This window comes from Streptomyces thermocarboxydus (genome assembly GCF_024760485.1).
In the GTDB taxonomy this organism is placed as follows: Bacteria; Actinomycetota; Actinomycetes; order Streptomycetales; family Streptomycetaceae; genus Streptomyces; species Streptomyces cellulosae.
This window is the reverse complement of sequence record NZ_CP058273.1, coordinates 3,480,766-3,499,096: the sequence shown is the minus strand read 5'-3', so window position 1 is coordinate 3,499,096 and position 18,331 is coordinate 3,480,766. Positions and strand designations below refer to the sequence as shown.

Genomic DNA, 18,331 nt, shown 5'->3' with positions numbered 1-18,331 from the left:
TCACTCCTTGTGATCTGCTGTGTACGTTCAGCAAGATTCCCTCTAGAGTCAGGGTCCATGCCCGGCCAGTCCGCGGCGAATGACAGGGTAGGCGATGCGCGAATCCGTACAGGCAGAGGTCATGATGAGCTTTCTCGTGTCGGAGGAGCTTTCCTTCCGCATTCCGGTGGAGCTGCGTTATGACACCTGCGATCCCTACGCGGTGCGGCTGACCTTCCATTTGCCCGGAGACGCACCCGTGACCTGGGCGTTCGGCAGGGAGCTGCTGGTCGACGGCGTGGGCAGGCCCTGCGGCGAGGGCGATGTGCGGGTCGCGCCGGTCGACCCCGACACCCTGGGCGAGGTGCTGATCCGGCTCCAGGTCGGCAGCGACCAGGCGCTGTTCCGCTCGTCGACCGCCCCGCTCGTGGCCTTCCTCGACCGCACGGACAAGCTGGTGCCGCTGGGTCAGGAAGGGGCGCTCGCCGACTTCGACGCCCACCTCGACGACGCGCTCGACCGCATCCTCGCGGAGCAGAGCGCCGGCTGACGCGTTGAGCCGACCGGGTGAGCCGGTGGCGTAACGCTTCAGCGCGCCCCCGAAGGTCTTCCCGCGGCGGCGTGCGTCAGCGTTTGCGGCGCCTGCCCCGCCCGCCCCGCGCCATGGCAGGCCGGGGTTCCGGCGCGTGGCCGACGGCCTGGTCGTGCGCCGTCGTCTGCCCGGGCACCGGGGCGCGGTCCGCCGGGCGGTCCGCCGAGACGACCAGCGCGGCCAGGGCCGTGGTCACCGGCACCGAGGCCACCAGTCCGATCGAGCCGATCAGCGTGCGCACGATCTCCTCCGCGACCAGCTCGCTGTTGGCGACCGTCCCCACGCCGCTCTGCGCCACCGAGAACAGCAGCAGCAACGGCAGCGCGGCGCCCGCGTAGGCGAGGACGAGGGTGTTGACCACGGACGCGATGTGGTCGCGGCCGATGCGGATGCCCGCCCGGTACAGCGCGCGGCGGCCCATCGCCGGGTTGGCCTCGTGCAGCTCCCACACCGCGGACGTCTGCGTGACCGTCACGTCGTCCAGGACGCCGAGCGAGCCGATGATGACGCCCGCGAGCAGCAGGCCGCTCATGTCGATGTCCGGGTAGAGGCCGTGGATCAGGCCGGTGTTGTCGTCGGTGTTGCCGGTGAGGGCCGACCAGCCGATGAACACCGAGCCCAGGATGCCGATCAGCAGCAGCGAGACCAGCGTGCCGAGCACCGCCACCGAGGTGCGGGCCGACAGTCCGTGACAGAGGTACAGCGCGAGCAACATGATCAGGCTGGCTCCCACCACCGCCACGACCAGCGGGTTCGAGCCCTGCAGGATCGCCGGCAGGATGAAGAAGTTGAGCACCAGGAAGCTGACCGCCAGCGCGACCAGCGCCATGACGCCCCGCAGCCGCCCCACGGCCACCACGGCGAGCGCGAAGACACCGGCCAGCAGGGCGAGCGGGAAGCGGCGGTTCACATCGGCGACCGAGTACTGGAGGTCCTCCGGCGCCGACGGCTCGTAGGCGACGACGACCCCCTGGCCCTCGCTCAACTGCCGTGACTGGTCCGGCTGGACGATCTCGGTGAACGTCCGGCCCTTGTCCTTGCCGGTGTCGACCCGGATCGTCGCCTTCTTGCAGGTGCCGTCCGCCTGTTGCTGGGCCGAGGAGCCCTCGGCGGTGGAGGTGTCACCGGTCGGGACGCCGGCGGAGGGGTTGGCCGAGGCGCAGTCCATCGCGACCACCTTGGTGACCGTTGCCTGGTGCGTCTGACGGTCGAAGCCGACGCCGGTGCGCTCGTGGGCAGGGGCGCCGTCCGGCCACAGCACGGCCAGGCCGACGAGGACCGCCGCGGTGAAGGGGATGAGGACCGCGGCGATGACCTTGCGGAGGTGACGGGAGACGGGGGCGGCGGGGCCGTGACTGTGGCTGTGCCCGTGGCTGTGGACCGGAGGGTGGCCGTGGCTGTGCCCGTTCGCCGGAGACGGGGGATCAGCCGGCGTCCCCGGCGTGGCCACGCGCCGGTGGGAGCCGGTGTGTTCGTGCGCGCCCGTGTGTCCCTGCCAGGGACCGTGCCCGTGCCGTTGCCCGGGACCATGCCCGGGTTGGGTGCCGGCACCGCGCGACGGCTCGGACGGCGGGTACGGAGGCGGAGGGTTCGAGGTCACCGACCGATCATCGCAAGAAGGAAGGGGGCCCTCTGTTCACCGCGCCAGAAATGACGCTAGCGTGGAGGTACCTTTTGTACACGCGGGAGCTCGGAGCACCGGGCTGAGAGGGCGCTGACCTCCGTCCCAGCGATGTTCCACGTGAAACATCACCGACAGCGGGTGATGTTTCACACGGGACGTCGGCAGACGGAAACCGCTGCGTCGACCGCCGAACCTGTTACCGGGTAATGCCGGCGTAGGGAGTAGGTCTCATGACCAACAAGGACGCACGCACGCCTGCCTCCACGCAGAACCCGACGGAGACGTCGGAGGCCGCGGAGGCCGGGAAGTCCATCGGCTGGCACAAGGCGTACGTCGAGGGCAGCCGCCCCGACCTGCGGGTGCCGGTCCGTCAGGTGCATCTCACCAACGGGCAGTCGGTCACCCTGTACGACACCTCGGGCCCGTACACCGATCCACTCGTCGACACCGACGTCCGCCGGGGACTGGCCCCGCTGCGTGAGAACTGGATCGTCGCCCGCGGCGACACGGAGGAGTACGCGGGCCGTCCCGTCCGCCCCGAGGACGACGGGATCAAGCACACCTCGCCGCGCGGGGGACTGCGCAACCTCGACGCGGTCTTCCCCGGCCGCCCGCGGCTGCCGCGCCGGGGCCGCGAGGGGAAGGCGGTCACGCAGCTGGCGTACGCGCGCCGGGGCGAGATCACGCCCGAGATGGAGTTCGTGGCGATCCGGGAGAACGTCTCCCCCGAGGTGGTCCGCGAGGAGATCGCGGCGGGCCGCGCGGTGCTGCCCGCCAACGTCAACCACCCGGAGAGCGAGCCGATGATCATCGGCAAGCGGTTCCTGGTGAAGGTCAACGCCAACATCGGCAACTCGGCGGTCACCTCCTCCATCGAGGAGGAGGTGGAGAAGATGACGTGGGCGACCCGCTGGGGCGCCGACACGGTCATGGACCTCTCCACCGGCCGCAACATCCACACCACCCGCGAATGGGTGCTGCGCAACTCCCCCGTCCCCATCGGCACCGTGCCGCTCTACCAGGCGCTGGAGAAGGTCGACGGCAAGGCCGAGGAGCTGACCTGGGAGATCTACAAGGACACGGTCGTCGAGCAGGCCGAGCAGGGTGTGGACTACATGACGGTCCACGCGGGCGTCCGGCTCGCATACGTGCCGCTCACCGCCAACCGCAAGACCGGCATCGTCTCGCGCGGCGGCTCGATCATGGCGGCCTGGTGCCTGGCGCACCACAAGGAGTCGTTCCTCTACGAGCACTTCGAGGAGCTGTGCGAGATCCTCGCCGCCTACGACGTCACCTACTCGCTCGGCGACGGTCTGCGGCCCGGGTCCATCGCGGACGCCAACGACGAGGCGCAGTTCGCGGAGCTGCGGACGCTGGGCGAACTCAACAGCATCGCCAAGCGGCACAACGTGCAGACCATGATCGAGGGCCCGGGGCATGTACCGATGCACAAGATCAAGGAGAACATCGACCTCCAGCAGGAGATCTGCGAGGAGGCGCCTTTCTACACGCTCGGCCCGCTCACCACGGATGTGGCACCCGCGTACGACCACATCACCTCGGGCATCGGCGCCGCGATGATCGCCTGGTGGGGCACGGCCATGCTCTGCTACGTCACGCCCAAGGAGCACCTGGGCCTGCCCAACCGGGACGACGTGAAGACGGGCGTGATCACGTACAAGATCGCGGCCCATGCGGCCGACCTCGCCAAGGGGCACCCGGGCGCCCAGGAGTGGGACGACGCGCTGTCCGATGCGCGCTTCGAGTTCCGGTGGGAGGACCAGTTCAACCTGGCCCTCGATCCGGACACGGCGCGTGAGTTCCACGACGAGACGCTCCCGGCGGAGCCGGCGAAGACGGCGCACTTCTGCTCGATGTGCGGGCCGAAGTTCTGCTCGATGAAGATCTCCCAGGACATCCGCCGCGAGCACGGCGGCAGCCGCACGGAGATCGAGGAGGGGATGGCCCAGAAGTCGCGTGAGTTCGCGGCGGCGGGGAACCGGGTGTACCTGCCGATCGCGGACTGAGTGCGGGACCGGGTGGTTGCGCCGCTGAGCGCGCCACCCGGTCCCCGTCGGCGGCGCATGCCGTCGTACGGTCGTGCGATGAAGGCCGTGATCGTCGGTGAGCCCCGCAGGCTTGGAGTGCCCGGCCCCGAGGCGAGGCTGAGCTTCGGGGCCGAACGCCCCGAGGGAGGATCCACGCAGCGGCGCAGGCTGCTGGTGCTCGAAGGCAAGCCCGCCTTCGAGCTGTCCATGTGGTGCGGCACATGCCAGTTCCTGTTCCGCCGGCTCGAGGGCGCGAGCGGAACGCTTTCGCTGGACGCCATGCGGGAACGCCTCGCCGACCGGATCGACGGCCTGGACGGCGACGTTCTGACGGTGTTCGGCTCGCTGCTGCCGGATGGCGAGTACCTCCCCCTGCTGCGCGACGTCCGGCCACGGCTGGTCCTGCCGGGGCAGGACGGTGACTACTTCAGCGGCGAACAGGTGGCCACATGGGGGCCGGACCAGTTCTGGGGTCTTCCGGAGCACCCGCGCACGCCGTACTACCGCACCTTCGAAACCGTGGTCGACGACACCGCGCACCTCTACGAGTTTGTCGTTCCCATGGTCCCTCCGCTGTGGAACGACCGGGACCGGGTGGAGCAGTACGCCGAGCGCATGCGACGGGGAAGCCTGCCGACCGCGGTGGCGGTGTCCACCCTCGACCTCTGTCGGCCCGCGGTGATCCCTCACTGGGGCGACGACGAGCACGACGACTACGAGCACTGGGGACTGACGCACTTCCTGCTCGACGGCCATCACAAGCTGGAGGCGGCGGCCTCAGCGGGACGGCTGGTGCGGATCCTGTCGCTGCTGGCCATCGGCGACAGTCTGTCGGGCCCCGATGATCACCGCAGGCTGCCGGCCCTGCGTGCACAGCCTCGCACGAGCCGAGGCGCCCGACCGTCTCGCTGAGAGAGCCGGACAGGAGGGTGCGGGCGCCATGACCGGGTCCCGTGGGTCACCTCGTTATTTCGGGTGAGGGTCGGCAGACTGGGCCCATGGCTGTGTGGGCGTTGAGCAAGGGGTCCAACTGTTCTGTCGAGGTGCCCGTCGTGCGGGCCGAGCTGGTCTGGGCGGCGGGGCCCGGGGTGCCCGACATCGACGCGTCGGCCCTGCTGCTCACGTCGGTGGGGCGGGTCCGTGACGACGGGGACTTCGTGTTCTACAACCAGCCGCGCCACGCCTCCGGGGCCGTGCGGCACCTGGGCAAGCGGCATGCCGACGGGGCCGCCACCGACACCGTCGAGGTGGACCTGCACGCGGTGGAGCCGGCGGTCGAGCGGATCGTGCTCGGGGCGTCGGCCGACGGCGGGACCTTCGGGCAGGTGCCCGGCCTTGTGCTGCGGCTGCTGGACGCGGCCTCGGGCACCGAGATCGCCCGCTTCGACATGGCGGCCGGGACCGAGACCGCCTTCATCGGCGGTGAGCTGTACCGGCGGCAGGGCGCCTGGAAATTCCGCGCGGTCGGCCAGGGGTACGACTCCGGGCTCGCCGGACTCGCCACGGACTTCGGCATTACCGTCGACGACCCCGCCCAGGCTCCCCTCGTCACCGCGCCTGTGCCCCCCTTGCCGCCTCCGCCGGCCGATCCGGGGCCGCCCGCCCCGACCCCGTCCGGCGCCGCCCGCCTCGGCAAGGGCGAGGAGCGGCTGCCCGTCGACATGCGCAAGCGGCTGTCCCTGCGCAAGGAGCAGGTCGCGGTCAGCCTGCGCAAGCACGGGGCCGCCGACGTCACCGCACGCGTGATTCTCGTGCTGGACGCCTCCGGGTCGATGTCCTTCCTGTACTCCAAGGGTGCCGTCGCCGACGTCGTCGAGCGGATGGCGGCGGTCGCCGCGCAGCTGGACGACGACGGGGAGATGCAGGCCTGGACGTTTGCCACCAACCCGGCCCGCCTGCCCGACCTGCGGCTCGCTGAGCTTCCCGAGTGGCTGCGGCTGCACGTCCGCGTGGGGGAGGTCTCCCTGTTCCGGCGCAAGCGCAAGAAGGGTCTCGATCCCAGCCAGGTCGACATGCGCGAGGTCGGCATCCAGAACGAGGAGCAGAAGGTCATCGCGGAGGTGCGTACGTACGTACGGGAGAACCCGGTGCCCGTCCCCACGCTCGTGCTGTTCTTCTCCGACGGCGGCGTCTACCGCGACGCCGACATCGAGGCGCAGCTGCGCGAGGCCGTCGAGGAGCCGGTGTTCTGGCAGTTCGTGGGGCTCGGGCACGCCAACTACGGCGTGCTGGAGCGGTTCGACACGCTGCCCGGACGGCGCGTCGACAACGTCGGCTTCTTCGCCGTCGACGACATCAGCACGGTCCCGGACGCGGAGCTGTACGACCGGCTGCTGTCCGAGTTCCCGCAGTGGATCAGGGCGGCGCGCGGGGCGGGCATCCTCTGACGCCCCCGCCCCCGTCGCGCAACCCGGCGGCTACTCCGGCTGGTGTTCCGGGCCTCCGAAGTCGGGGCTCGACCAGTCCGGGCTGGAGTAGCTGGGGCGGGTGCCCCGGTGCGCCCCGTCGTCCGGGCTGGAGAAGCCCGGCCGGTCGTACCCCAGCTGCGGGATGCGGCTGGTCGGCGCGGGCGGCGCCGTGTGCTGGAGCGCCGTCGCGCCCGCCGGGTCGGCGAGAGCCTCCCGCAGGAACGGCACGATGCCCCGTTCCAGCAGCGCCTCGCGCCAGGCGTCCCTTGCCTGGGCCACCTCCTCGTCGAGTTCGCGGTACGTCCCGCCGAGCGCCGAGGGCTTGTTGCGCAGCGCGGTGAGCAGCAGGCCGGCCCCGGCGACGAGGATGGCGACCGCCGTGACCGCGCCGAACACCCAGCCGGTGGTCAGCATCGTCCGCGCGAACTCGTTCTCCGAGTCGAGCGTCCGCAGGACGAAGCCGACGAGCAGGAATATCGCGGCGGCGGTCCCGGCCAGGACCGGCGCCAGGACGGCGACGACGGCCGCCACCCCCGCTCCGGCGGCTTCGGCCATCTCGCCCATCGACGCGGCGAACCCCGCCGCGCCGGTGGCGCCCGGCTCGCCGGTGCCCGCGTCGCGCACCGCCGGGGTGACCGTGGGCGGCCTGCGGGCCTCCTCGCGGACCTTCACGTAATGCTGGTACTCCGTCGCCGCGGCCGCGCTGATGAGCGCGGTGGCGTTCAGCGCCATCGTGCGCAGCTGCTCCGAGTTGAGCCGCTGTCCCACAGCGGCCAGCTCCGGGTTGTGTGGTGCGGAGCGCAGCGCCTCATCGAGAATCCGCTCGTAGTCCTGGCGGTCCTCGCTCAGCAGGTGCTGCGGAACGCTGTTCATGTGCATCCCCCGATGCTCCGTAGGGCTTGGGGCTCGGCATGCTGACGAGCCGTCGGGCAGAAACGGAGGGGAGCCTGCTACGGATAAGCCGATGGTAGAGCGGTGACGGCGCGCCCTGACAGGGGGTCTGCGGAAATTGCCGTCCCCGGGATGCGGTCGCGGGCCGCCTCAACGCGACCCAAGGGCACCTCAGTTGGTCAGAGGCAACTGCCGTACCAGCAGTTTTCCTGCCATCGTCACGCCGCCGTCCATCGCGATGGCGAGTCCGTCGGCGTACACGTGCGGTTCGGCCACCACGGGGCCGCCGTCGTCCTCGCCGTCCTCGGAGCCGACCTCGCCCAGCAGATACGGGATCGGGCTGTGCCCGTGAACGACCCGGGTACCGCCGTACGTATTGAGCAGGGAGCGCACCGCGTCGGCGCCGCCCTCGTCCCGGAAGGAGAACCGCTTGGTGAACTTGCGGAACAGGTCCCAGACCTCGTCGGCGTCGTTGCGCGTGAGGGTCTCGCGGACCGTGTCGTTGACCTCTTCGATCGAACGGCCGTAGTCGAGGTAGGCGGTGGTGTCCGAGTGCAGCAGCAGATGGCCGTCGACCTCCTCGACGGCGTCGAGGCGGGCCATCCACTGCAGGTGGTGATCCTGGAGGCGGTCCATGTCGGTCTTCTGGCCGCCGTTCAGCAGCCAGGCCGCCTGGAAGGTGGCGGTGCCCGCGCCGGAGTTGACGGGCGTGTCGCCGAACCGCTTCGCGCCGAGCAGCAGCAGTTCGTGGTTGCCCATGAGGGCCTTGCAGTACCCGCCGGCCGCGGCGGCCTCGGCGGACAGCCGCATCACCAGGTCGATGACGCCGATGCCGTCCGGGCCGCGGTCGGTGAAGTCGCCGAGGAACCACAGGCGCGCGGTGCCGGCGCACCAGTTGCCCGCGGCGTCGATGAGGCCCTGCTCCTGGAGGGCGGCCACCAGCTCGTCCAGATAGCCGTGAACGTCGCCGACCACGTACAGCGGACCCTTGCCGGTGGCGGGCTGCGGGGCGGGCGCGGCCACGGGGTCGACGGTCACCTGGACCGTGTCACCCCGGTTGATGACCGGAAGGTCCCGCTGGGTCGGCGTGTACCCCTCCGGGTACGCCTCCTCGGCCGGCGGCACGACGTCACCGGGGTGGGTGCTGCTGTGGACGTACGGACCGGTCTCGTGGACGTACGCGGGTACCCGGAAGTCGCGCAACGTCGCCGTCCGCTCCACCTCGGGTCCCTGACCGGCCCCCTGAGTCATCGACCCCTCCACCATCGCGCCGCATCTGCACCGCGTCGGACTGCCTGGTCGCAGCGGCCCGCGGTGTCGTGGGCCCATCATAGGAATGCGGATCGCGCCGTGTGATGACCCAGGGGTGGTGAATCAGAACAGGACTCCGGCTCATCGCGGCTTTCGTCCCGTTTGCGGTGGTCTCCGGCCCGTCGAATGGCGTTCGACACCGGCGCACGGCCGTCCCCCGAACGCCCCACGGACGCCCGGCCGGGCTCCGCCCGATGTCCGGCCGGTGGTCCGGTTTCCGGTTCCGGGCCCGTCCGGTCATCCCCTCGACGCGCGTTCCGCGCGTCACCCCCTGAGCGCACGCCTCCGCACCCCTTCTCGACCGGACCGTCCCGCAGGACGTCCGGTCCGGCTTCCCCGGGAGCCCCGGGCGGGCCGGGTTCCGTCTCGCTTCACCCCTCCGGAAGCGGGGCATTCCCCGTGGTCCTCCGGCCCTTCGTGCCCCCGGGTGTTCATGTCCCCTGCGGCGACCTCGGCGGGCTGACCGTCGTGCGGGGCGGCCGGCGCTGCGAGGACGTGCGCACGATCAGCTCGGTCGGTATCACCTGCTCGACCGGCTGGTCCGAGTCGACCCCCTCGATGGCGTCGATCAGCAGTTGCACCACCGCCGTGCCGATGCGGCGGGGTTTCAGGGACAGGGTGGTGACGGGCGGCTCGGTGTTGGCGTACACCGTGGACTCGCTGCAGCAGACGAGAAGCAGGTCCTCCGGCACGCGCAGCCCGTAGCGGCGGGCCGCGGCGAGCAGATCCGTGCCGTTGGGGTCGAAGAGGCCGTAGACCGCGTCGGGGCGGTCCGGGCGGGCGAGCAGCCGGTCGGCGGCGACGGCGCCCGCGCACGGGTCGTGCGCCGGGTACGCCTCGTACACCGGGTCCTGCCCCACCCGCTCGCACCAGCGCAGGTACGCCGTGGTCGACAGGTGGGTGTACGTGTCGGTGGTGGTGCCGGTCAGCAGGCCGATGCGGCGGGCGCCGGAGGCGGCGAGGTGGTCGAGGATGCCGAGCACGGCGGCCTCGTGGTCGTTGTCGACCCACGCCGTGACCGGCAGGGAGCCGGCCGGGCGGCCGTCGGAGACCACGGGTAAGCCCTGGCGGACCAACTCGCTGACCACCGGGTCCTGGTCGGAGGGGTCGATGACCACCGTGCCGTCCAGGGCCACGTTGGACCACACGTCGTGACGGGAGGTCGCGGGCAGGATGACGAGGGCGTAGCCGCGGGCGAGTGCCGCGGAGGTGGCGGCCCGCGCCATCTCGGCGAAGTAGGCGAACTCCGTGAAGGTGAAAGGTTCATCCCCGTACGTCGTCACGGTCAGGCCGATGAGTCCGGACTTCCCGGTGCGGAGCGTTCGGGCGGCGGCCGAGGGGCGGTACCCCAGTCTCTCGGCCACCTCGCGGACGTGGCGCCGGGTGGCGTCCGGGAGCCGGCCTTTGCCGTTGAGGGCGTCGGAGACGGTCGTGATGGAGACTCCGGCGGCGGCGGCCACGTCCCTGATGCCCGCTCGACCCGGCCTGCTGCCTCGGCGTGAGGTTTCCGCGCGGCTCACCTGGTGCTTCCCTGCTGCTGTCATGGCGAGCCGATAGTAGGGCTCATGCGGTGGGGTAGGGCGGACGCATATGCACGCGTTGACAGGCACGTTTCTGCATGATCATTCTGCCTCAATCGCCGTGGAAACCATGGGTGTTGAACGGTTCAATGCCAGTCCCTGACGTGTCGGTGCATGCGTGCCTGGCGAGGGTGCGATGTTGCGAAGAGGTCTCAACTCACCTGCACGGGTGACGCGCGCCACGGCGCGAACCACCGGCGCATAGATATATGTGCGGCGCGCCCCTGGCCCGCACCCCCTTCGCACCCGTACGGGCGATGTTGCCGGTGTTGTCCCTGTGACGCATGAGCAGGAAGGCCCGGTCGTCGCCCCTATACGCACCGACGCCGAATCCTCATAAGGTGAGGAGTATTGGATGTCGGCGGCGGTCATGAGCCGCCGGTCTTCGCGAGGAGGACTGCGGTGAGCGAGACGAGCCCCAAGCTGCGCGCCGAGCTGGAGGGGATCCCCACCTACAAGCCGGGCAAGCCCGCGGCGGCCGACGGGCCGGTGGCGTACAAGCTGTCCTCCAACGAGAACCCCTATCCGCCGCTGCCGGGCGTGATGGAGACGGTGACCGCCGCCGCCTCCACCTTCAACCGCTACCCGGACATGGCCTGTACCGCCCTCACGGCCGAGCTTGCCGAGCGGTTCGCGGTTCCGGCGTCCCACGTGGCGACGGGCACCGGCTCGGTCGGCGTGGCCCAGCAGCTGCTGCAGGCCACCTCGGGCCCCGGCGACGAGGTGATCTACGCCTGGCGCTCCTTCGAGGCCTACCCGATCATCACGCAGATCAGCGGCGCCACGTCCGTGCAGGTCCCGCTGACCGACGGCGACGTGCACGACCTGGACGCGATGGCCGACGCGATCACCGACCGGACCCGGCTGATCTTCATCTGCAACCCCAACAACCCGACCGGCACCGTGGTGCGCCGGGCCGAGCTGGAGCGGTTCCTCGACCGGGTGCCCCGCGACGTCCTGGTGGTGCTGGACGAGGCCTACCGCGAGTTCATCCGCGACACCGAGGTGCCGGACGGCGTGGAGATCTACCGCGAACGGCCCAACGTCTGCGTCCTGCGCACCTTCTCCAAGGCCTACGGTCTCGCCGGGCTGCGCGTCGGTTTCGCCATCGCCCACGAGCCCGTGGCCGCGGCGCTGCGCAAGACGGCGGTTCCGTTCGGCGTGAGCCAGATCGCCCAGGAGGCGGCGATCGCCTCGCTGCGCGCCGAGGACGAGCTGATCGGCCGGGTCGGCTCCCTGGTCTGCGAGCGCAACCGGGTGGTCGAGGGGCTGCGCGCCCAGGGCTGGACGGTGCCCGAGACCCAGGCCAACTTCGTGTGGCTGCGGCTGGGGGAGCGCACCGTGCCGTTCGCGCAGGCGTGCGAGCAGGCGGGTGTGGTCGTCCGGCCGTTCCCCGGCGAGGGCGTGCGCGTCACCGTCGGCGAGACGGAGGCGAACGACATCTTCCTGAAGGTCGCGGAGGAGTTCCGCTCCCAGGTCTGACCTGCACGGATGTGAAGCGGCCGGCGGTTGATCCGCCGGCCGCTTCTGTGTGTCGGGGGTCAGCCGCCGGCCCCCGCAGGAGAAGTTCCGGCGAAGGGGTTGACGTCACACAGGACCCCCCTTCCGGGTCGGAAAAGCAGTAGGTCATAATTGCTTGTGAATGTGAACGCGTTCACAAGCGCATCCCGTTTCTCCCGAGATGGACGGGGATGGAGCGGGCCCGCGGCTGCTGCACCACGGCGAAGTAAGGAGCGACGACGTGGATCTGGCTCTGGCGCCGGAGACCCTGGCGCGATGGCAGTTCGGCATCACCACCGTCTACCACTTCCTCTTCGTTCCCCTGACGATCTCGCTCGCCGCCCTCGTCGCCGGGCTGCAGACCGCCTGGGTGCGGACGGAGAAGGAGAAGTACCTCAGGGCGACGAAGTTCTGGGGCAAGCTCTTCCTGATCAACATCGCGATGGGTGTCGTCACCGGCATCGTGCAGGAGTTCCAGTTCGGCATGAACTGGTCCGACTACTCGCGCTTCGTCGGTGACGTCTTCGGCGCCCCGCTCGCCTTCGAGGCGTTGATCGCCTTCTTCTTCGAGTCCACCTTCATCGGCCTGTGGATCTTCGGCTGGGACCGGCTGCCGAAGAAGGTCCACCTGGCCTGCATCTGGATGGTGTCGATCGGCACGCTGCTGTCGGCGTACTTCATCCTCGCCGCCAACTCCTGGATGCAGCACCCGGTCGGCTACCGGATGAACGGGGAGAAGGGGCGCGCCGAGCTCACCGATTTCTGGCTGGTGCTGACCCAGAACACCACGCTCAACCAGGTCTTCCACAGCTTCTCGGCGGCCTTCCTCACCGGCGGCGCCTTCATGACCGGCATCGCTGCCTTCCACCTGATGCGCAAGAAGCACATCCCGGTGATGCGCACCTCGCTGCGGCTCGGCCTGGTCACCCTCGCGGTCGGCGGACTGCTCACCGCGATCAGCGGCGACACCCTCGGCAAGGTCATGTACGAGCAGCAGCCGATGAAGATGGCCGCCGCCGAGGCCCTCTGGGACGGCGAGGAGCCGGCGCCCTTCTCCGTCTTCGCCTACGGCGACGTCGACGAGGGGCACAACAAGGTCGCCCTGGAGATCCCCGGCCTGCTGTCCTTCCTCGCCCACAGCGACTTCGAGTCGTACGTGCCCGGCATCAACGACACGAACGAGGCGCTGCAGGAGAAGTTCGGGCCCGGCGACTACAAGCCGATCGTGCCCGTCGCCTACTGGGGCTTCCGCTGGATGATCGGGTTCGGCATGGCCTCCTTCTCGGTGGGTCTGCTGGGACTGTGGCTCACCCGGAAGAAGTTCCTGCTGCCGGCCGCGTACCGCTCGGGCGAGGACGAGGTGCCGCAGCTGGTGCTGCTGAAGCGCCCGCTCGGCTCCCGGCTGACCCGGCTGTACTGGCTGGCCGCGGTGTGGACGATGGCCTTCCCGCTGATCGCCAACGCCTGGGGCTGGATCTTCACCGAGATGGGCCGTCAGCCCTGGGTCGTCTACGGCGTCATGCGCACCGAGGACGCGGTCTCCCCCCATGTGTCGCAGGCCGAGGTCATCACCTCGATGTCCGTCTTCACCCTGCTGTACGCCGTGCTGGCCGTCATCGAGGTCCGGCTGCTCGTCAAGTACGTCAAGGCGGGGCCGCCCGAGCTGAGCGACTCCGACCTCAACCCGCCCACGAAGATCGGCGGCGACGTCCATGACGCCGACAAGCCGATGGCCTTCTCGTACTAGGCCGAGGGAGCTGCACTGTCATGGAACTGCACGACGTCTGGTTCGTCCTCATCGCCGTCCTGTGGACCGGCTACTTCTTCCTCGAGGGCTTCGACTTCGGGGTCGGCGTCCTGACCCGGCTGCTGGCCCGCGACCGGGCCGAGAAGCGGGTGCTCATCAACACCATCGGGCCGGTGTGGGACGGCAACGAGGTCTGGCTGCTCACGGCTGGCGGCGCCACCTTCGCCGCCTTCCCCGAGTGGTACGCCACCCTCTTCTCCGGCTTCTACCTGCCGCTGCTCGCCATCCTGATCTGCCTGATCGTCCGCGGGGTCGCCTTCGAGTACCGGGCCAAGCGGCCGGAGGAGAGCTGGCAGCGCAACTGGGAGACGGCGATCTTCTGGACCTCGCTGATCCCGGCGTTCCTGTGGGGTGTCGCCTTCGGCAACATCGTGCGCGGGGTCAAGCTCGACGCCGACTTCGAGTACGTGGGCACCCTCGGGGACCTGCTCAACCCGTACGCCCTGCTGGGCGGCCTGGTCACGCTCACCCTGTTCACCTTCCACGGCACGGTGTTCACGGCCCTCAAGACGGTGGGGGAGATCAGGGAGCGGGCACGGAAGCTGGCCTTGAAGGTGGGCCTGGTCACCGCCGTGCTGGCGCTGGTCTTCCTGCTGTGGACGCAGGTCGAGAGCGGCGACGGGACCAGCCTGGTGGCGTTCGGTGTGGCGGTCGCCTCGCTGGTCGCGGCTCTGCGGGCCAACCAGGCGGGGCGCGAGGGATGGGCGTTCACCCTGTCCGGCGTCACGATCGTGGCCGCGGTGGCCATGCTCTTCCTGACGCTGTTCCCGAACGTCATGCCCTCCACCCTGGACCCCGCGTGGAGCCTGACCGTCACCAACGCCTCGTCCAGCCCGTACACGCTGAAGATCATGACCTGGCTCGCGGTCCTCGCCACCCCGCTGGTGCTGCTCTACCAGGGCTGGACCTACTGGGTCTTCCGCAAGCGGATCGGCACCCAGCACATCGCCGATCCCGCGCACTGAGGGTGTGTTTCACGTGAAACCGATCGACCCCCGGCTCCTGCGATACGCGCGTGCCACCCGCGGCTTCCTGGCAGCGGTCGTCGGCCTCGGGGCCGTCGGCGCGGGACTGGTCGTCGCCCAGGCCATGCTCATCGCCGAGATCGTGGTCGGCTCCTTCCAGGACGGCCTCTCCGCCGGTGAGCTGCACACGCCGCTGCTGCTGCTCGTCGCGGTGGCGGCCGGCCGCGGCCTGGTCGGCTGGCTGACCGAGCTGGCCGCGTACCGGGCGAGCGCCGCCGTGAAGTCCGAGCTGCGGGGGCGGCTGCTCGACCGGGCCACGGCCCTGGGCCCGGGGTGGCTGGACGGGCAGCGCACCGGGTCGCTGGTCACCCTGGCGACCCGGGGCGTCGACGCCCTGGACGGCTACTTCTCGCGGTATCTCCCCCAGCTGGGCCTCGCGGTGGTCGTGCCGGCCGCCGTGCTGGCGCGGATCGTCACGGAGGAGTGGGTGTCGGCGGCGATCATCGTCGGCACCCTGCCACTCATCCCGGTCTTCATGATGCTGATCGGCTGGGCCACGCAGAGCCGGATGGACCGTCAGTGGCTGCTGCTGTCGCGGCTGTCCGGGCACTTCCTGGACGTCGTGGCCGGGCTGCCGACGCTGAAGGTCTTCGGCCGGGCCAAGGCGCAGGCCGAGTCGATCCGCGCCATCACCTCCGAGTACCGGCGCGCGACCATGCGGACGCTGCGGATCGCCTTCATCTCGTCGTTCGCGCTGGAACTGCTCGCCACCCTCTCGGTGGCGCTGGTCGCCGTGACCATCGGCATGCGCCTGGTCCACGGCGACCTCGACCTGTACACCGGTCTGCTCATCCTGATCCTGGCGCCGGAGGCGTATCTGCCGCTCCGTCAGGTCGGGACGCAGTACCACGCGGCCGCGGAGGGGCTGGGCGCGGCCGAGGAGATCTTCACGGTGCTGGAGACGCCCGTGCCCGCGGCGGGGAAGGGCGCGGTGCCGCAGGGCTCCCTCGCCTTCGAGAACGTGACGGTCCGTTATCCCGGCCGGACTGCGGACGCCGTGACGGAGGTGTCCTTCACCGTCACCCCTGGCGAGACGGTCGCCCTGGTCGGCCCGAGCGGGTCCGGGAAGTCCACGCTGCTCAGCACCGCGCTGGGCTTCGTCCGCCCCGACGCGGGCCGGGTGACCGTCGGCGGGGCCGACCTCGCCGGGCTCGACCTCGCCGAGTGGCGCCGCCGCGTCGCCTGGGTGCCGCAGCGGCCGCACCTCTACGCCGGGACGATCGCGGAGAACGTCCGGCTGGCCCGCCCCGACGCGGACGACGCGGCAGTGCGGCGCGCGCTGCGGGACGCGGGCGCGCTGGACTTCGTGGACGCCCTCCCCCACGGCGCCGGCACCGTGCTGGGCGAGGACGGGGCGGGTCTCTCGGCCGGGCAGCGACAGCGGCTCGCTCTGGCCCGCGCGTTCCTCGCGGACCGGCCCGTGCTGCTGCTCGACGAGCCGACGGCCGCGCTCGACGGGGCCACGGAGGCCGAGGTCGTGGCGGCGGTACGGCGGCTGGCGGAAGGCCGGACGGTGCTGCTCGTGGTGCACCGCCCGGCGCTGCTCGCCGTCGCCGACCGGGTGGTCCGGCTGACGGCGCCCGAGGCCCAGGACGGGGTCGCGGCGGTGGCAGGGGGACGGACGGACGCAGAGACGGTGTCCGGCACGGCACCTCTTGAGACCGGTGATCCGGAGGCGGGTCCTGACACAAGCACCGAGCCGACCCCCGGCCGTGTGCTCGCCCGGGTGCGTGCCCTGTCGGGCGCCCGGCGGGGGAGGATCACGCTCGCGCTGCTCCTCGGCACCCTCGCCCTGGGCAGCGCCGTCGGTCTCATGGCGACGTCCGGCTGGCTCATCTCCCGCGCCTCGCAGCAGCCGCCGGTGCTGTACCTGATGGTGGCCGTCACCGCGACGCGCGCCTTCGGCATCGGCAGGGCCGTGTTCCGCTACGCCGAGCGGCTGGTGTCCCACGACGCCGTGCTGCGCATGCTGGCGGACACCAGGGTCGCGGTCTACCGGCGGCTGGAACGCCTCGCGCCCGCCGGACTGCGCGGCACCCGCCGGGGCGATCTGCTGACCCGGCTGGTCTCCGACGTGGACGCACTCCAGGACTACTGGCTGCGCTGGCTGCTCCCGGCCGGCGCCGCCGTCGCCGTGTCCGCCCTGTCCGTCGCCTTCACCGCGTGGCTGCTGCCCGAGGCCGGCGCCGTGCTCGCGGCCGGACTCCTGCTGGCGGGCGCGGGTGTCCCGCTGCTCACCGCCGCCGTGGCGCGGCGCACCGAGCGCCGGCTGGCCCCGGCCCGCGGCGACCTCGCCACCCGGGTGACCGACCTGCTCACCGGCACCGCCGAGCTGACCGTCGCCGGGGCGCTGCCCGCCCGGTCCGAAGGGGCACGGCGGGCCGACGGCGTCCTGACCCGCATCGCCTCCCGCTCCGCCGCCGTCACCGGTGTCGGCGACGGGCTCACCGCGCTGGTCTGCGGGCTGACCGTGGCCGCCGCCGCGCTCGTCGGCGTGCAGGGTGTGGCCTCCGGCCGGCTCGACGGCGTGGCCCTCGCCGTGGTCGTCCTGACCCCGCTGGCCGCGTTCGAGGCGGTGCTCGGCATGCCCCTCGCCGTGCGCCACCGGCAGCGGGTGCGCCGCAGCGCGGAGCGCGTGTACGAGGTGCTGGACGCGCAGCCGCCGGTGCGTGAGCCCGAGACGCCCCGGCAGGCGCCGGTCTCGCCGTTCCCGCTCACCCTCAAGGGGCTCACCGCCCGCCACCCCGGGCAGGACCGGGACGCGCTCGCCGGGCTGGACCTGACGCTGCAGCGGGGCCGCCGTATCGCCGTGGTCGGTCCTTCCGGCTCCGGCAAGACGACGCTCGCCCAGGTGCTGCTGCGGTTCCTGGACCCCGGGACCGGCTCCTACACGCTCGCGGGTGTGGACGCCCGCGCCCTGGACGGGGACGACGTACGGCGGATGGTGGGGCTGTGCGCGCAGGACGCGCACCTGTTCAACAGCTCCGTCCGGGAGAACCTGCTGCTGGCGCGGAAGAACGCGACCGAGGCCGACCTGCGCGACGCGCTGCGCCGGGCCCGGTTGCTGGACTGGGTGGACGGACTGCCGGACGGTCTGGACACGCTGGTCGGCGAACACGGCGCGCGGTTGTCCGGGGGCCAGCGGCAGCGGCTCGCCCTGGCTCGGGCCCTGCTGGCGGACTTTCCGGTGCTGGTGCTGGACGAGCCCGCCGAGCACCTCGACCTGCCGACCGCGGACGCGCTCACGGCCGATCTGCTGGCCGCAACCGAGGGCCGTACGACCGTCCTCGTCACCCACCGGCTGGCCGGCCTGGAGGCGGTGGACGAGGTGATCGTGCTGGACGCGGGACGGGTGGTGCAGCGGGGACGGTATGAGGAACTCCGAGCTGTCGGCGGACCGTTGCGGGACATGGCGCTGCGCGAGGAGGAGGCGGGGGAACTGGTTGCGGTGTCCTAGCCGACTCCTGGGCACGCACGAGGGGGCCGCCCCGACACAGCGTCGGGACGGCCCCCTCCGGCACGTCAGACGAGCCAGCCCACGAGGTGGACGACACCGGCGAGCAGCT

At 71.2% G+C, this 18,331-nt stretch carries 12 protein-coding genes; 8 read left to right on the top strand and 4 right to left on the bottom strand.

Going from position 1 to position 18,331, the window contains the following annotated elements; all coding sequences use genetic code 11:
* Positions 1-94: 94 nt before the first annotated feature.
* Entirely contained in the window at positions 95-529 is a 435-nt protein-coding gene (locus AY578_RS16100; protein ID WP_019525340.1) for an SsgA family sporulation/cell division regulator, read from the top strand.
* Positions 530-605: 76 nt separating this feature from the next.
* Here AY578_RS16100 and AY578_RS16095 read toward each other — a convergent pair whose 3' ends face one another.
* On the bottom strand, positions 606-2,171 hold the full coding sequence (locus tag AY578_RS16095) for a YibE/F family protein (protein WP_136238676.1): 1,566 nt from the start codon (positions 2,169-2,171) through the stop codon (positions 606-608).
* 254 nt (positions 2,172-2,425) lie between these two features.
* On the opposite strand from AY578_RS16095, the gene thiC reads away from it, so the two are divergent.
* From thiC to AY578_RS16080, 3 genes are all read left to right on the top strand, one after another.
* The gene (gene thiC / locus AY578_RS16090) at positions 2,426-4,222 is read left to right on the top strand and encodes a phosphomethylpyrimidine synthase ThiC (RefSeq protein ID WP_161231158.1); all 1,797 of its coding nucleotides are present in this window, start codon (positions 2,426-2,428) and stop codon (positions 4,220-4,222) included.
* A gap of 78 nt (positions 4,223-4,300) precedes the next feature.
* The gene (locus tag AY578_RS16085) at positions 4,301-5,155 is read left to right on the top strand and encodes a hypothetical protein (protein ID WP_237556780.1); all 855 of its coding nucleotides are present in this window, start codon (positions 4,301-4,303) and stop codon (positions 5,153-5,155) included.
* 86 nt (positions 5,156-5,241) lie between these two features.
* On the top strand, positions 5,242-6,630 hold the full coding sequence (locus AY578_RS16080) for a VWA domain-containing protein (RefSeq protein ID WP_258902848.1): 1,389 nt from the start codon (positions 5,242-5,244) through the stop codon (positions 6,628-6,630).
* A gap of 30 nt (positions 6,631-6,660) precedes the next feature.
* Here the strand turns inward: AY578_RS16080 and AY578_RS16075 are convergent, their stop codons facing one another.
* The 3 genes from AY578_RS16075 to AY578_RS16065 form a co-directional block, all read right to left on the bottom strand.
* Positions 6,661-7,530 (bottom strand): membrane protein, encoded by an 870-nt coding sequence (locus AY578_RS16075; protein WP_019525335.1) that lies wholly within the window; start codon positions 7,528-7,530, stop codon positions 6,661-6,663.
* 183 nt (positions 7,531-7,713) lie between these two features.
* Positions 7,714-8,808 carry a metallophosphoesterase gene (locus AY578_RS16070; RefSeq protein ID WP_086020180.1) on the bottom strand — a complete coding sequence of 365 codons (1,095 nt, stop codon included), beginning with the start codon at positions 8,806-8,808 and terminating at the stop codon, positions 7,714-7,716.
* 476 nt (positions 8,809-9,284) lie between these two features.
* A complete protein-coding gene (locus tag AY578_RS16065; protein WP_210635434.1) occupies positions 9,285-10,397 on the bottom strand; it encodes a LacI family DNA-binding transcriptional regulator in 1,113 nt (370 codons plus the stop codon).
* A gap of 438 nt (positions 10,398-10,835) precedes the next feature.
* Here AY578_RS16065 and hisC point away from each other — a divergent pair, with 438 nt between their 5' ends.
* The 4 genes from hisC (at position 10,836) to cydD (ending at position 18,222) form a co-directional block, all read left to right on the top strand.
* Complete coding sequence (gene hisC / locus AY578_RS16060; protein WP_019525332.1) at positions 10,836-11,915, top strand: histidinol-phosphate transaminase; 1,080 nt, start codon at positions 10,836-10,838, stop codon at positions 11,913-11,915.
* Positions 11,916-12,174: 259 nt separating this feature from the next.
* Positions 12,175-13,680: a cytochrome ubiquinol oxidase subunit I gene (locus AY578_RS16055; RefSeq protein ID WP_019525331.1), complete on the top strand. Its 1,506-nt coding sequence runs from the start codon at positions 12,175-12,177 to the stop codon at positions 13,678-13,680.
* Between the two features lie 20 nt (positions 13,681-13,700).
* Positions 13,701-14,705, top strand: a complete 1,005-nt coding sequence (gene cydB, locus AY578_RS16050) for a cytochrome d ubiquinol oxidase subunit II (RefSeq protein WP_215048242.1) — start codon at positions 13,701-13,703, stop codon at positions 14,703-14,705.
* Between the two features lie 13 nt (positions 14,706-14,718).
* Positions 14,719-18,222, top strand: coding sequence for a thiol reductant ABC exporter subunit CydD (cydD, locus tag AY578_RS16045; RefSeq protein WP_258902847.1), 3,504 nt, complete (start codon positions 14,719-14,721; stop codon positions 18,220-18,222).
* Positions 18,223-18,331 lie beyond the last annotated feature (109 nt).